Below are 15,881 nucleotides of genomic sequence, written 5' to 3' on the forward strand. Positions count from 1 at the left end.
GAATTCATCACCGTGCTTGCGAAGGGGCGATGACCTACGCATATGAGCGATGCCCAGAGACCGCCCCGAACTGGGGCATTCGAGGTAGCTCAGGGGTTACCATTTCCATTCAGCTTCGCGGAATTCAGCGTGTGGAATTACGGTCTTCAGGAAGGCAACAAAGTCATCGATTCTGGCTTTTTCGAGGTGGACTTCGAAGCCTGCCAAGGGATCGGCGTGAAAGCTGGGGACAACCATTTTCCGCTTGCGATCGATGAAGACGAGGTCATAGCGCGCCCAGTCAGTGGCGTGATGCTCAACGGGGTTTTCCCAGTTGAGAAGCTTTAATGCCGCAGCGATGGAAATACCCGCTGGCCCCGCAGCGATCCAGATCAGGCTTGGGTCTATTGAGATCATGGAGAGGATGGCAACGAAGGCGAAGATGGCGAGGCCTTTGAAGAATACGGATCCAGACTTGGGGAAATTCAGCCAGTACTCGACTTCGCAGCCGGATTCGGTAAAGCGGTAGCTGTAAACTGTTTTTTGCCGAACAACAGTAATCCAAAAAAATATCGTGATGGCTAACCCCACCCAACCTGTCAGCGACATCACATGCCTTGTACTTTCCTCAGAGTAGAAAACCCCCTCGCATACCAAAAAACCGCAGAAAAAAGCTCCCAAAACTGCCATTCCGATATCCATCGGCAACGTCGGGTGTGGGTAGGCTTTTATTTCCCAAGCCACAAACGTTCTGCGGAGACCAACTTCATCCTCAACAACTTCACTTGAATTTGACATATAGGTATCCAATAGCATATTTAGACAGACTACTACGACCATACCTTCCCCCTTCCATTGACCTCCAAAATATGCGGAGTAATGGGCTAATACCCAGCATCACCCTCTTCAAAATCCACCGTGGAAGGGGCGTAATGCTTGCAAGCTTCAATAAACTCATCAAACCGCTGCTTGGGCAAAAAAACCTCGAAATACATGTAGTTTTGTTCAAACGGAATATCGGGGTCGTACCTTCTCTGAAGAACCACGAGACTTCTCTTTCGATCCGCCACTATCAACTGCACTCTATCCCACTCAAAACTGCCGCTATCAACCTCGTTCTCCCAGGCCAGCAGCTTCAAGGCAGCCGGGATAGTCATAGCGCCAATGCCGACTAAAGCAAAAATCATCATTGGCATGATTGAGACAATGGCTAGCACGGTGACTAAAGCAAAAATGGCAATGCCTTTGAATATCCAACCGGCGCATTTTGGAAAGTACAGCCAATAGTCGACTTCTCCACCCTTCTCAGAAATACGGTAGGAATAGAAGGTCTTTTGTCGAACGATTAGAATCCACATGAAAAAAACCAGCGCCATGCCAAACGCGCCTGAATTTATAAATGAGTGCCTTGTATTTTCGTTCTCATGAAAAAAAGCGCCGTAGATACAAAAAATGAACGGAAATGTTCCAAGGACCGCCATTCCAACATCCATAAACATTGTCGGATGCGCATGAGCCTTTATCTCCCAGCTCATAAAGATAGAGCTCGCTTCCTTCTCCAGAGGTACATCTGCGCCGATGGAAGCTTCACGTACTTGTGCATTCTCTTTCGTGCTCATTTTACTTCACTACTCTATGTAAACAGAACTCATCACCTTGCTTGCGAAGGGGGATAACGTGCGTATATGAATGATACCCATAGACCACGCCTGCTTAGTGCACTCCAAAGCACCTAGCGCTTCCAGATTCCTTCGACATAAGTAGTATCTGCAGGCATACGTGGCCGCATCACCTCTAAAAAACACTCCATCTGATCTTCTGCGAGAAAAACTTCAAAGAAAAATGGGAATCCCTCAAAAACGATTTTCTTCCTTTTACGATCGATGACTACGTAATGAAAGCGGCTCCATTCAAACTTCCGATGCTTGATTTCATTTTTCCAGCTGAATAGTAAATGGGCAGCAATCAACATACCGCCTGCCGGGCCAACCAGTGAGAGTAATGAGATCGGAAATATCCCGAATATGGTCGTTACGACAATGAAAACCGATATGGAAACCCCTTTAAAAACCCACGGCGCCCATTTTGGAAAGTGCAGCCAGTAATCTACCTCTCCACCCTGCTCAGTAAAGCGATAGTGGTAGCATGTTTTTTGGCGCACGATACCTATCCAGAAAATAAATAACATAATCATGGGTACCGGACCTGAAGCTAGAATTAGATTTTTGGTGTTCTCATCGTCGTGAGACCATCCATAAAAATAAAAACATCCAAAAGCAAACATAAGAACAGCAACGCCAAATTCGATATAAATCGTCGGATATGGAAACGCTTTTATCTCCCAACTCATCAGAATGGTGTCAAGCTGAAATCTAGACACAACGGTAAAACTTGCCAACTCACTAGACAATTCAATACCTCCTCATCAACTCAATCCACCTTGAATTTTCACCACAACCTAATGCAGTGCACACAGCGACATCGTTAAGGCGAAATAATCGTGCAATTCTATGCAGATATGCCAGATGTAGCACAGAGCGGTAGCATCTTAGTGAAGAGGACTAATACCCAGCATCACCCTCTTCAAAATCCACGGTGGAAGGTGCGTATTGTTTGCAAGCTTCAATAAACTCATCAAACCGCTGCTTGGGCAAAAAAACTTTGAAATACATATAGTTTTGTTCAAACGGAATATCGGGATGGTATCTTCGCTGAAGAACCACGAGACTTCTCTTTCGATCCGCCACTATCAACTGCACTCTATCCCACTCAAAACTGTCGCTATCAATCTCATTCTCCCAGGCCAGCAGCTTCAAGGCAGCCGGGATGGTAATAGCGCCGACGCCGACCAAAGCAAAAATCATCATTGGCATGATTGAGATTATGGCCAGCACGATGACCAATGCAAAAATCGCAATGCCTTTGAATATCCAACCGGCGCATTTTGGAAAGTACAACCAATAGTCGACTACCCCGCCTTTCTCAGAAATGCGATAAGAGTAGAAGGTTTTTTGGCGGGCGATTGTAATCCATAAGAAAAAAACCAGTGCCATGCCAAACGCACCTGAATTTATAAATGAGTGCCTTGTATTTTCGTTCTCATGAAAAAAAACACCGTAGAGAAAAAACATAAACGGAAATGCGCCAAGCGCAATCATGGGTACGTCCCCATATAACGTAGGATGTGCATGGGCCTTTATCTCCCAGCGCATGAAAATCGAGCTGGCTTCCGTCTCCAGAGGTACATCTGTGCCGATGGAAGCTTCAGGTACTTGTGCATTCTCTTTCGCACTCATTTACTTAACCACTCTCATGTAAGAAAACTTCAGTATTCGAATTCCCCCCAAGTGGGGCAGGCCTGACCAGCCATCGAACTTTGTGAAAGACAGGGTGCTTCCCGAGAGAAAGTTTTTGCTCGTTCCTAGTACGCACTCGTAATCACTACAGCGGAACGGGTAGCTGCAAAGCGTCCGCGCGACCGCCTAATGATTCAACCGTCAGAGAGTTTTTACTTGAACCCACCACTCGACTCTCACTGCCATCACTCTCTCCCTCTCGGGTCAGTTCAATCTGATAGCGATAACCTTGGTCGCCTTCTCGAATGGTCAAAATGTGTTCCGGATACCAAACTTGCAGCTCCAGGTATTTCGCGCTTTCAGTCAGCGGAACCCAGGTTTGCCAGATAACGTCTTCGTCTGCTGGAGGCGAAATGGTTTGCCGCGGCTCATTGAAGCGGGTATGAGTTTTGAGCGGCGAGACTCTTCGCCACTGAGCAACAGCCTCAACTGTGCCGTAACCACTGAAGCAGTCCTTCAGGCTGTCGCCAACTCTCTCTACCGGAAAACCAGGAAGTGGTCGGCCGGTTGCAGTCAGATTCACATGCGCCAACTCGCCTCGAGTGGCGCCGGGCAATCGCAGTTGCACCCAGGCGCCATTTTGGGTCTCAGTCGGTAGGTAACCAATGTCCGGGAAGTAATGTTGGCTGGCATGGAATGTGGGCTTTATGAAAATAGCCGGAGCCAGTTGAATTTCGAGGAATGTCTGATTCTCCTCATTTTGATCTTTAAAACGTTCATCCGGGTAGCGGGACCAGCGGCACTTGTGCAGCCAATGGCCGACTACATCACGCTTCAAATAGTTGAGAGCCAGAGTTGATAAAAGGTACACCACCCCAATCACTGCTGTGAAACCAATGAACCAAGGGTTCATGACCAAGGCAGCTAGTGCTCCATAACCCATTAGTGCTGCAATGCCAGCTGACAATTGAGCCCCACCCACCACTGCAAATCCAAGGACTGAGATCTTCTTTATATCCATTACATCTTTATCCAACGCTGAGTCCGTATTCAGGTAATCATCATCGATATCCCACCACTCCAAAAACGCAGCTATCACAGCAAACCCGCCCAACCCAACCAACCTCGCACCAAATCCTTTTATTAATTTCCCCCAGTCGGATTTACCCGCTCGAGTCCACTGAACTGCAGACTGCTGGGTAATTTTGATGGGTTTCGAGTCGCTACCAGAAACCGCCAAATCCTTCATCGCCCCCCACCCAGTCTCAACAAACACTGCCATCAACGCATTCCCGGTATACGCCGCAGCTGACGCTACCTTGGCCCAATCCTTCTTGCTCAACTCACCATCCCGGCTTGCGGTCTCGTAAGTAACGAAGGTGTTAAGCAGGTTGATGGCGGCGACACCCCAGGTGATGGCGCCAGCGTTAAGACCGTGTTCGGCGCTCCAGGCTTTGGCCTGTTTGCTCCATTCCTGCGTGAGTTGGCCGTGTTTGGCGGAGAAGTTCGCGATTTTGGCCTGCATGACCTGACCGTAGCGTTTGCTGCGATAGTCAAACAGCAGCGGCTCGTTGAGCCTGTGCTGTGTCAACCGGTGCTGGATGTCTTGCATGATCGAAGCAAGAGCACGGCGGTCGTATTGTTTGGCTTGGTAGAGCCAGCGGTATTGAGCCGTTTTGTAAAGATCACGCCCCTTGTCGAGTTCAGCCTTCCAGGCGGCGTGTTGTTTGGTGAAAGCCTCGTCGATTTGCAGTTTCTCGGGGTGGTTGAGCAGTACATGCCCCATGAGCAGGTTGCGCAGCATCAAGGCAGCGTTTTGATTGACTGCACCGCCGGCCAAGCGACTGTCGACCGGAAAGAACGCCAGCTGGATGTTTTCCAAGGTCGCCTTGCCTGCACCTTTTGCCAGATCAACCAAGGCATTCAGGGTCATTTGCGCCGGTTCGCTCAGCGCCTTGATCCACGGTTTTTCTGCCAAGGCATCGTGGGTGAGGAATCCGTTCAGTTCTCCTGCCCGCCCTACCAATGCCGTGACATCGGAAATGCCCTGCATCACGCGATTGGCTTCATTGGTCATGGCATCTTTGATCACATGGGAGAAGCCGAAACGAGCATGGCCGAACAGGGTTTTGCTGTTCTCTTCCTCCTCTTGCAGCCAGCGAGAGAAACTGAGGTCCTGACTCAGGTTGCGAAGCAGGTCGGACACCACTTCCAGCAACCACAGCAGCGAGGTTGAATGAGTGGTGTCGATGAACAGCCGAATCGGATCGGTGCCGATATAGCCGACTAATGCCTTGATGTCATTCTGGGTTTCAGTGACTTGCGCACGAAGGGTCTTCAGTTGCGCGTTCTGAGCGTCGGAGTATTCCCGCGCTGCTTCCAGATCGACCTCGCGACGCCACTTGCTGCGGTCCTGCCAGCTTTGGCGCAGGTCGGGATTCGGCAAACTGCCGTAATTAGCCTTGAGCTCATCACCCAAGGCGGCAGAGGGCAATTCAATGAGCCCTAAAACCTGACCGTCAGCACTTTGTTTGAGGTCATCTTCCACCTGAAGCTGCTCGAAGTACGCTTCGATATCCCGAATGTACTGCCGGGTTTTCGCTTCATCCTTGAGTACCGAGGCGGGCAGTAGCGACTTGTCACCCGCTGCACCGCATAGCTTTTCTACGACGCCCGCGATATTCAGTGCGTGTTCGTGCTCCAGCTGAAATTCATGAAGCGCCGCTTGATCCGTTGCGAGCTGCATGCCGAGGTCTTCGAGCATCGCCAACGGATCGTCCAGCGCGATCAGTACCGAACTGAATTTGTCCTCGACGCTACCGGTCCAGAGCACATCGGCCGCGAGGGCAACAGATGGATATTTGCCTTCTTCGTACGCCACCGGAGGATGGGCAGAATCAGCAAACCGGCCGTCATGGTTGATGGGATGGGGATCCACGTCTGCCACTACCCGCTTGCTCAGGCGGGTTAACGGCAGCGCATGCCAGGCGGTCATCTGTCGGCTGTAGTCGCGTAAGTCCAGCTCCCGCAGCCACGATGCGCGCTTCACGCCGCTGGCACTCATCAGCTGGCACATGCGCCAGGTCCATTGATATGGCGAAAAGGCCATGCGCAATTTATGAGTGCGGGGATACAACAGATGCGTTCGGCTTTCACCCTCAGCAGAGCGGATGTCCGGGAGCGATGCAGCGTCGCCCCAGACAATCCGCGTCAGACTCGCGTCTTTCGCCTGAAAGCGATACTCGTGCAGCACTTCATCCGTTTCGTCGTAGACGTACACAAAACCATCGCGCAGCTGTCGCAAGGTGTAGCTGCGGCTTTGCAGTTTGGGAGGGCATTTCCATTTACCCTCGGCACTCAAAGGCGTGAGCCGACCGGGATCGACGTCATAGCGGGAGCGATCCAGCGCATAGCGCATGGGCACAATGGCGATGTCCGGACCTTTGAACGGGCAGACGCCCGGATTAGCCATGGGCCTATTGGAGAACCGAGCGTTGCGACACTGCTGAGGGTTGCCGTTTTTATCAGCCATGAGCGTTATCCTTTTGCGCATAGCGGTGCGCGTCGAAAGCTTTGATTCGTGCTTCGGGAGACAGGCGGGCGTGTGCCGGATCGAGGGTCAGCCAGTTTTGGTAATGGCCATGCGGACGAGTGGCGAAATCCTGACCACCGTCGACGCAGGCCTCGATCCAGATAACCAGCCCTCGCTCGCTGACAAGTCCCCATTCCAGGCCTGCTGCCAGGCTTGAGTCCAACCACTCAGTGATCTGCGGGCTGCTCATGTCGAGAAAGAACGAAGGGGTTCGCTCACTGATCCAGGCGTGGACACGCCCAAGAAACCGCCAGTGTTGGGTTCGCTCAAGCCCGAGTATCTGATCGGGGCCCAAGAGTGCGCAGTGGTTGTCCCAAGGCAATCCGGTATGGCGTCCACTGAATGTCTGCCACGGCAACTGCGAACGTGACGACCAAGTCTGCTTTGGCTGGGCTACCCACCAATGCTGGATGGGTCCCAGATGCAGGTTTTCCAATCCAGAAAAACTCGACAGCCAAAAGTGCACCACCAGCGGATCGGCGAAGCGCAGTAAACCGCTCCCACCGTTACAGTCGAGCGGGCTGATGAGCCGACGAAGGTGAGTGGCGACTTCCTGAATCGAAGCCTCGCTAAAAATCAGCGTGGAGTCTGCCCATAGCGCCTCATCAACGAGCCAGTCCGACAGAAGCGTACTGCCCGACATAGGCTTGACCAGAATTGGCCCGAGGTCGTAAAGGTCTTTCCAACGAGTACCCAAATACAGCGGGTCGATTTCAAACGCTTCATGACGCTCATAGAGCCTGACCAGTGCGCCGGGCCTTAACGCGCCGTCAATCAATAAATAATTTGCCTGGGAGGGGGTGGTCATGGCTGGCCTCCCTGCGCCAGTTCTTCAGCTTTGGCGGCTTCGCAGGCCTCACAGCGCACGGGAAGAAATTCGAACTCGTCACGAAGGGCTTGCACCGAAACGTCCAGCACTGATGTGGACGGCCCACCGGGAGTTGCCACTTGCTTTTCGAGAGGCACGGGCGGGACCGGAACCGCAGGCATCCCCGGCAACGGAACCCCACCCAACAAAATCGGCACGCTGGTAAAAATCCCCGCCGGGGTAATCGATATCCAGTGACCACCCGCCTTGATCGTCGTACTCAGCGTTGCGTCTATGACCATGTTCTGCCCGGCGGCCAGGTGTATTTCCTGCACGGCGCTGACCAGATGATTAGCCGTGCTGATGTGCTGATTACCGACCACCGTCAATGAGTCATCGGCCAGCACCTGGGTTTTGCGTGCCCCATGCGTAAGGTGGTGTTCTTCGCCATACAGCTCGTGGCTGGACAGCCCGGTGACGTTGACCTTGCGCTGGTTATCCACCTGAATCGACTGATCGTTCAGTACATGCTCAGACCAGTTGCGTTGAGCGCGGATGGAAATGGATTCGGCACCTTTGCGGTCTTCGATGCGCAGTTCGTTGAAACCTGCGCCGCCTGGGCTGCTTTGGGTCTTGAGCACGGTCTGGGTGTTCTGCACAGGCAGGTTCAGCGGCGCTCGCGTGCCGGCATTGGGCAAACAGGCCTGCACGTAAGGCTGGTCGGGATCGGCTTCGAAGTAACCGACGATCACTTCCATGCCAACTCGCGGAATCATCACCGTGCCGTATTGCTCATGGGCCCAACCGGTGGCGACTCGCAGCCAGCAGCTGGAATGCTCGTTACGGCTACCTTCGCGATCCCAGAAGAACTTGACCTTGATCCGCCCGTACTCGTCGCAATAAATCTCTTCGCCCTGCGGGCCAGTGACCACCGCGTGCTGGCTGCCTAAGACCCTTGGTTTGCGGTGCCTGAGAGGAGGACGAAACGGCACTTTTCCGGGGATGGCTTCAAAGCGATTGCGATAGCCTTGGATGAACGCTCCAGATACTCGAGGCATCGACTCCTCCAGCACCTGCGGCTGTTTGCCCTCGTGGAACACCGAAGTCAGCAGCCATTGCTGGCTCCACTGCGGATTGGGATGCTCCAAGGTAAACAAGTGGCCACTGATCAGAGCGCTCTGATCGCTGTTGCCACTGGCCATCTGAACGTCACTGCGGTTTCGCTCCAAAGCCTTTTGCGCCTGACGCATGCCGATGCTCAGATCAGTGAACGGCGCCGGATACTGGTAATCCTCCAGCTCCTTACGCCCATCACCGCCCGCACTGCTGAGCAGGTCCACCTCAGGTAACTGAAAGTGATAAGTCTGGTGGCTGGCCTTGCCCGAGCGCGTGGCGAGGCGCACGTTGAATCTGTTGATAACCGAAGCGTCTGCAACCTGTCCGCTGCTTTGCACATAGGTGACTGCTGGCTTGAGCACCGGCAATTGAATAGGGTCGTCTGCAAACACCAGTAAATGTTCGTCAGGGCTGTGCTGGAAGTGAAAGTAGATGCCCTCTTCTTCACAAAGCCTGCGCACAAAATGCAGATCGGTTTCCTGATACTGGGTGCAGTAATCGCGGGGTTTGCAGGGCTCGCGCAACCTGAACGCAAACCCATTGCTGAAGATGGCGTGATCCTTAAGGACCAGCGCGATGATTTCCGGGACGGTCTTGCCCTGAAAGATCCGATGATTGCTGCGGTAGTCCAGACGCTTGAGGCTGGGCACCAACTGGATGAAATAGTGGGTGAAGCGCTTGCCTGAATCACCCTGAGCGATTTCGCCAATCTGCCCATGAAAGCCTTTACCGTCGGCGTCGAACCTCAGAAATGCCAGGCGGTGCAGCAGGTCTTCCAGTTTGAGATTGGCGCGTTCGCTGACCAGCTCAATGCGTACGCTGAACGGACGGCTGATGGATTCCTTGGCGGTAAAGGCCAGCACTCGCAATTCATGCTCAACCCCGGCGATTTCCAGCGTGAACGAGGCGCGATTGGCGGGGTTGAACATTGGCGAGTCCTTGGCCTGAGTAAAAGGCAGGACTTTGCACTAACGCACAGCAACAAGAAGTCGGATGCTGCAAACAGCATCCGTAGGATTTATCCCTATTAACACCCGACAGAACAATCAGAGGCCGACAGCTACTTCTGACTCCCATCATCCTGCTGCAACAAATTCGCCTGCGTCAGGTTACAACCCGCTGGCACGCTGCGCGTCAGCCAGACGTTGCCGCCAATAGTTGAGCCTTTACCAATCGTGATGCGGCCTAGAATCGTCGCGCCCGCGTAGATGACCACGTCGTCTTCAACGATGGGGTGGCGAGCGTGGCCTTTTTGCAGTTGGCCGTCTTCGTCCGCCGGGAAGCGTTTGGCGCCCAGGGTGACGGCTTGGTAGATGCGCACTCGCTCGCCGATGATGGCCGTTTCGCCGATGACGACACCTGTGCCGTGATCGATGAAGAAGCTCGGGCCGATCTGCGCGCCGGGGTGGATGTCGATGCCGGTGGCGGAGTGGGCGATTTCCGAGCTGATACGCGCCAGCAATGGCAGGCCTGCGCGGTATAGATGATGGGCGATGCGGTGGTGGATGACGGCGAGGATTCCGGGATAGCACAGCAGCACTTCGTCAACGCTGCGGGCCGCCGGGTCACCGTGGTATGCGGCCAGCACGTCGCTGTCGAGCAGCGTGCGCATCTGGGGCAAGGCACGGGCAAAACCCTGAATCAGGTCCAGTGCCTGTTTATCCAGCGCACGAACGTCTTCGGAGCGTTGGTGCGCGACGTAGCGCAGTTCCAGTCGAGCCTGAGCCAGCAGCGCGTTGAGCGCCACGTCGAGGGTATGGCCGACGTAGAAGTCCTCACTCTCTTCGCGAAGGTCCACCGGCCCCAGACGCATCGGGAACAGCGCCCCGCATAGCGCCTCAAGAATGTCGCGCATGGCCGCCCTGGAGGGCAGCTCTCGGCCGCCATGCTCGCCGCTGACGCGCTTGTTACGTGCACGCCAGTCATCACGTGCAGTGCGCAACTCACTGACGATCTGCTGTAACTGCCAGTGACTGGATCGGCCTTCGGCGGATGCCTCTGGGATATCACTCACGCTGACTTCTCCTCGGTTCAGGGTACGGCCTCAATAGCGCTGGCCGCTGATGCGGCCACTCTACGGCAAACATTTCAGGCAAAAAAATAACAATTTGAGTAGGACATCTGCTCTGAGGGCATAAGCAGCAAGAAGTTGCCCTGTAGGAAGCGTCTGCTTATAGTCCTGCGACTCTCTGTACGGCTTACTAATTCTCATGATCAAACAACAGCTCGCTCAATTTAATCGCCTGGACTTGATCGGTGCCCCAACCGCACTGGAAAAACTGGAGCGCCTGTCGGTCTGGGCGGGCCGCGACATCTATATCAAGCGCGACGACACCACGACGCTCGCGATGGGCGGCAACAAGGTTCGCAAGCTGGAATACCTCGCCGCCGATGCGCTCGCGCAAGGTGCAGACACGTTGATCACAGCTGGCGCGATCCAGTCCAATCACGTGCGCCAAACTGCGGCTCTGGCCGCTCGTTTGGGTCTGGGCTGTGTGGCGCTGCTGGAAAACCCGATCGCCACCGAAGACAGCAGTTATCTGCACAACGGCAATAGGCTGCTGCTGGACTTGTTCGACGCCAAGGTCGAGATGGTCGAAAACCTCGACAACGCCGACGAGCAGTTACACGCACTCGCCGCCCGCCTGCGGGCCAGCGGCAAAAAGCCTTATCTGGTACCGATCGGCGGTTCCAGCCCTGTCGGGGCGCTGGGCTATGTGCGTGCGGGCTTTGAGCTGGCGGAGCAAATCAAACAGACCGGTCTGGATTTCGCCGCGGTCGTGCTGGCCTCCGGTAGTGCCGGTACTCACAGCGGGCTGGGCCTTGCACTGGCGGAAGCGTTGCCGCAGTTGCCCGTGATCGGCGTAACGGTGTCGCGCCCTGAAGAAACTCAGCGCCCGAAAGTGCAGAGCCTTGCCGAACGCACCGCCGAGCTACTGGGTGTAGCGCTGCCCGACGCCTTTAACGTGGAGCTATGGGACGAGTATTTCGGCCCGCGCTATGGCGAGCCGAATGCCGGTACCTTGTCTGCTATTAAATTGGTCGCCAGTCAGGAAGGCCTGTTGCTGGACCCGGTCTACACCGGTAAGGCAATGTCAGGTCTGCTCGACGGCCTGGGACGTGGTCGATTCGATGACGGCCCGCTGATTTTCCTGCACACCGGTGGTGCGCCTGCGCTGTTTGCTTACCCGGATGTGTTTGCGTAAGGCTTGGGATCTGACGCAATTGCGCGACTGAAGAAGATCGGTAGGAGCCAACTTGTTGGCGAGCTGTTGCCTGACACATCGCGTCAAGCGGCTCGCGAACAAGTTGGCTCCTACCGAATCAGATGCATATTCCATAAAAGACTATAAAACTATTTTTTAGTTATTTTGAACCATAACCAGCTGCTTCTATGATCGCGCCAGCACGGATCAAAGCGCTGAAAAAGCTGGATAAACATCCGCTGCCAACGTAGCGTTCGTCAGGTCCGATTCTTGCCTGAAACCAAACAACTTAAATGGGGCTCGTCATGATTATTTCTGCCATTCGGCGCACCGTTCTACTTTCCACCCTGGGCCTGGTGCTCGGTTCTGGCTTGATGGGCCAAGCGGTTGCCGGTGAGCAACTGGATCAGATCAAAAAAGCCGGCACGATCAAAGTAGGCCTTGAAGGCACCTACCCTCCTTTCAGCTTCCAGGATGAAAGCGGCAAGCTGACCGGTTTCGAGGTCGAGTTCTCCGAAGCGCTGGCCAAAGAATTGGGCGTCAAGGTGCAACTGCAGGCAACCCCATGGGCAGGTATTCTGGCCGCTCTGGAGTCCAAGCGTCTGGACGTGGTGATCAACCAGGTCACCATCTCGGAAGAGCGCAAGAAGAAGTATGACTTCTCCGAGCCGTACACCATCTCCGGTATTCAGGCGCTGGTGCAGAAGAAAGATGCAGACAAGTTCAAAACCGCAGCCGACCTCAAAGGCGCCAAAGTAGGTGTAGGTCTGGGCACCAACTACGAGCAATGGCTCAAGGAAAACGTGCCAGCCGCCATCGTTAAAACCTACGACGATGATCCGACCAAATATCAGGACCTGCGCGTAGGCCGTATCGACGCCATTCTGGTTGACCGCCTGGCCGCGCTGGAGCTGATCGCCAAGACCAAGGACAGCCTGGCTGTTTCCGGCGAACCTTTCTCCCGTCAGGAATCCGGTATTGCCATCCGCAAGGGCGAGCCTGAACTGGTTGCGGCCATCAACAAGGCCATCGACAAACTGCGCGCTGACGGCACTCTCGCCAAGTTGTCGCAAAAGTACTTCCAGGCTGACGTGACCAAATGATTGAAGAGGGTCTGAAGCTTGCGCTGGACTCCGCGCCCTTTCTCATAAAGGGCGCGTACTACACGATATTCCTGAGCCTGGGCGGCATGTTTTTCGGCCTGCTGCTGGGCTTCGGTCTGGCGCTCATGCGCCTGTCACCGCTGATGTTACTGCGGGGCATCGCCCGGGTTTACGTGTCGTTCTTTCGCGGCACGCCGCTGCTGGTTCAACTGTTCATGATCTATTACGGCTTGCCGGAACTGGGCATTGAGCTGGACCCGCTGACCGCTGCGCTGATCGGCTTCTCGCTGAACATGGGCGCTTATGCCTGTGAAATCCTGCGCGCTGCCATTGCCTCGGTTGATCGTGGCCAATGGGAGGCCGGTGCAAGTATCGGTATGACCCGCGCGCAAATCATGCGTCGGGCCATCCTGCCTCAAGCCGCGCGGACCGCGTTGCCGCCACTGGGCAACAGCTTTATCTCGCTGGTCAAAGACACCGCCCTGGCGGCCACTATTCAGGTGCCGGAACTGTTCCGTCAGGCACAACTGATCACCGCCCGCACCTTCGAAATTTTCACCATGTACCTGGCTGCCGCCTTGATCTACTGGATCCTGGCCACGGCGCTTTCATACCTGCAGAACCGTCTGGAAGAGAGAGTCAACCGCCATGATGTGGAGTCTTGAAGCATGATCGTGGTTGAAAAACTCACCAAGGAATTCAAGGGTCAACAAGTGCTCAAAGGCATCGACCTGAAGGTCGAGGCCGGCGAAGTCGTGGCGATCATCGGCCCTAGCGGTTCGGGTAAAACCACCCTGCTGCGCTGCCTGAATTTTCTCGAAGAGCCCACCAGCGGCAAGATCGTCGTGGGCAACATCGAAATCGACAGCAACCGCCCGCTGAGCAAGCAGCAAAACCTGATCCGTGAATTGCGCCAGCATGTCGGTTTTGTGTTCCAGAACTTCAATCTGTTCCCGCACCGCACCGCGCTGGAGAACGTCATTGAAGGCCCGGTCGTGGTCAAGAAGATGCCGCGTGAAAAAGCCTCCGAACTGGGTCGGCAACTGCTGGCCAAAGTAGGATTGGCAGGCAAGGAAGACGCCTACCCACGGCGCTTGTCGGGCGGTCAACAGCAACGCGTGGCTATCGCCCGTGCCTTGGCCATGGAGCCGGAAGTGATTCTGTTCGACGAACCCACTTCAGCGCTGGACCCTGAGCTGGTGGGTGAAGTGCTGACGGCCATTCGCGCCCTGGCGGAAGAAAAGCGCACGATGGTTATCGTCACCCACGAAATGAACTTCGCCCGGGACGTAGCCAACCGCGTGGTGTTTATCGACAAAGGCGTAATTGTTGAACAGGGTGACGCGAAAGAGTTGTTCGAAAACCCTCGCGAAGAAAGAACAAGGCAGTTTCTGGAGCGAAGCCGCACCTGATCCTACAGAGTAATACCCAGAAACCAGCGCCCTCTGGCGCTGTTTCTATTCACCTTACATTTGTACATCAATCAATCGATCAAACTCGCCGCTGATCCATTCGCCTCGCCGCCGAAAAACCATCAAGAAAACCGAACGTAACCCTCTCCTTCATTACCCTCAATAAGAGTGAAGGCGCGGCCTTCGCTCGCGCGGACTTTTGTCCGCTTTGTCAGCTAGCAGGTTTTTATTCACGACAAACATAACCTTATATTTCTGCAGGTAGGACTGACCAAGCCGCGACGGTAAACAGTTCGTATAAATCACGTAGGAATAATCTTATTTATTCGCATGCCCAACATTCAACTCATTCGCGCCTTGACAGTTATGCGTAAACCACATTAGCTCAAGAACAACAGAAACGTTCAACACCCCGAAGTAGTTGCAAGAGGGATTTCCCGACACTTTGTAATGCTTCCCATAAGCCCGAACTATACGTTAACTATCTACCGGCTGACTTAGGGAAACTTCCAATGATCCGATCACTGATTTTGTTACAACTAACAATAACCCATTCAATAATGACGGGCATTCAGACATGACTCACACTATCGGCAAACCAGGCAGTCAAAAACTGTTCCCACCTTACGTTCCGCAAGCCCACAGGCACGGCGTCGGCATCCGTGCGGCCGCCCACTTGCTGGTCAACATTGATCCCTACCCGAACATGGAGGCAGGCGATCTGATCGAATTATTCTGGGGTGGCAGTTACGTGGCATCCAAAGTTCTGGACAGGTCTGACGTTGGCTACACCATGGTCCTGCGCGTACCGGAAAGCTTCCTGCAAAGCGGCACGATCAAGACCTACTACCGACTTATGAAAATCGGCGGCATCCCCATCAACTCGCCCTGCCGCAGGCTCAGGGTGAAGCTGGACATGCCCGGTGGCCTGTTGATCAATGACAGCTGCGAGGAGAACCAAGGGCTGGCTCCGGTCTCTCTGCCGGATACTGTCATCCGCAATGGTCTGTTCACCAGCGATGTCAAAAAAGGCCTGCCACTGTCGATTGAACCCTATCTGAATATGGCGCCCTGGGATGAAATCACTCTGCGCTGGGGCGATCTACGCATGGATCTGGAGCCGCTGGATGCAGACAACGTTGGCAAGCCCATCAAGCTACTCGTGCCCGCAACATTGATTCGCGAGGCCGGTGATGAACCGAAACTGGAGGTGACCTATTGCGTTATTGATCGAGTTGGCAATAACTCTCGATGGGCCCCGCCGCGAGAAATCAGTGTCAGCACCCTGGATAATCATATTGGGTAAAACTGAACACTTTTCAAACCACGCCAATATGCGAAGTGACTATAACTTCGCGTATTGGCTGAC

At 54.3% G+C, this 15,881-nt stretch carries 13 protein-coding genes; 5 read left to right on the forward strand and 8 right to left on the reverse strand.

Annotation, left to right across the window (positions count from 1 at the left end):
- Window positions 1–96 precede the first annotated feature (96 nt).
- The 8 genes from ACYASS_RS26245 to epsC form a co-directional block, all read right to left on the reverse strand.
- A complete protein-coding gene (locus ACYASS_RS26245; protein ID WP_463588243.1) occupies window positions 97–777 on the reverse strand; it encodes a hypothetical protein in 681 nt (226 codons plus the stop codon).
- A gap of 86 nt (window positions 778–863) precedes the next feature.
- Entirely contained in the window at window positions 864–1,598 is a 735-nt protein-coding gene (locus ACYASS_RS26250; RefSeq protein WP_463588244.1) for a hypothetical protein, read from the reverse strand.
- A gap of 113 nt (window positions 1,599–1,711) precedes the next feature.
- A complete protein-coding gene (locus ACYASS_RS26255) occupies window positions 1,712–2,389 on the reverse strand; it encodes a hypothetical protein (RefSeq protein ID WP_463588245.1) in 678 nt (225 codons plus the stop codon).
- A gap of 151 nt (window positions 2,390–2,540) precedes the next feature.
- Window positions 2,541–3,275 (reverse strand): hypothetical protein, encoded by a 735-nt coding sequence (locus ACYASS_RS26260; protein WP_463588246.1) that lies wholly within the window; start codon window positions 3,273–3,275, stop codon window positions 2,541–2,543.
- A gap of 145 nt (window positions 3,276–3,420) precedes the next feature.
- Entirely contained in the window at window positions 3,421–6,807 is a 3,387-nt protein-coding gene (locus tag ACYASS_RS26265; protein ID WP_463588247.1) for a toxin VasX, read from the reverse strand.
- Complete coding sequence (locus ACYASS_RS26270; protein ID WP_463588248.1) at window positions 6,800–7,675, reverse strand: DUF4123 domain-containing protein; 876 nt, start codon at window positions 7,673–7,675, stop codon at window positions 6,800–6,802. The genes ACYASS_RS26265 and ACYASS_RS26270 overlap by 8 nt, the downstream gene beginning before the upstream one ends.
- The gene (gene tssI / locus ACYASS_RS26275; protein WP_463588249.1) at window positions 7,672–9,720 is read right to left on the reverse strand and encodes a type VI secretion system tip protein TssI/VgrG; all 2,049 of its coding nucleotides are present in this window, start codon (window positions 9,718–9,720) and stop codon (window positions 7,672–7,674) included. The genes ACYASS_RS26270 and tssI overlap by 4 nt, the downstream gene beginning before the upstream one ends.
- A gap of 131 nt (window positions 9,721–9,851) precedes the next feature.
- The gene (epsC, locus tag ACYASS_RS26280; RefSeq protein WP_243244456.1) at window positions 9,852–10,805 is read right to left on the reverse strand and encodes a serine O-acetyltransferase EpsC; all 954 of its coding nucleotides are present in this window, start codon (window positions 10,803–10,805) and stop codon (window positions 9,852–9,854) included.
- Window positions 10,806–11,001: 196 nt separating this feature from the next.
- Here epsC and ACYASS_RS26285 point away from each other — a divergent pair, with 196 nt between their 5' ends.
- The 5 genes from ACYASS_RS26285 to ACYASS_RS26305 all read left to right on the forward strand — a co-directional run bounded on the left by ACYASS_RS26285 (window position 11,002) and on the right by ACYASS_RS26305 (window position 15,818).
- The gene (locus ACYASS_RS26285) at window positions 11,002–11,997 is read left to right on the forward strand and encodes a D-cysteine desulfhydrase (protein WP_463588250.1); all 996 of its coding nucleotides are present in this window, start codon (window positions 11,002–11,004) and stop codon (window positions 11,995–11,997) included.
- Between the two features lie 305 nt (window positions 11,998–12,302).
- Window positions 12,303–13,100, forward strand: a complete 798-nt coding sequence (gene tcyJ / locus ACYASS_RS26290; RefSeq protein WP_095092907.1) for a cystine ABC transporter substrate-binding protein — start codon at window positions 12,303–12,305, stop codon at window positions 13,098–13,100.
- Window positions 13,097–13,765, forward strand: a complete 669-nt coding sequence (tcyL, locus tag ACYASS_RS26295; protein ID WP_027899902.1) for a cystine ABC transporter permease — start codon at window positions 13,097–13,099, stop codon at window positions 13,763–13,765. Before tcyJ ends, tcyL begins: the two co-directional genes overlap by 4 nt.
- 3 nt (window positions 13,766–13,768) lie before the next feature.
- Complete coding sequence (tcyN, locus tag ACYASS_RS26300) at window positions 13,769–14,512, forward strand: L-cystine ABC transporter ATP-binding protein TcyN (protein WP_463588251.1); 744 nt, start codon at window positions 13,769–13,771, stop codon at window positions 14,510–14,512.
- A 577-nt stretch (window positions 14,513–15,089) separates the two neighbouring features.
- The gene (locus ACYASS_RS26305; protein ID WP_463588252.1) at window positions 15,090–15,818 is read left to right on the forward strand and encodes a hypothetical protein; all 729 of its coding nucleotides are present in this window, start codon (window positions 15,090–15,092) and stop codon (window positions 15,816–15,818) included.
- Window positions 15,819–15,881: the final 63 nt, after the last annotated feature.

Source organism: Pseudomonas sp. HP_14, from assembly GCF_055283875.1.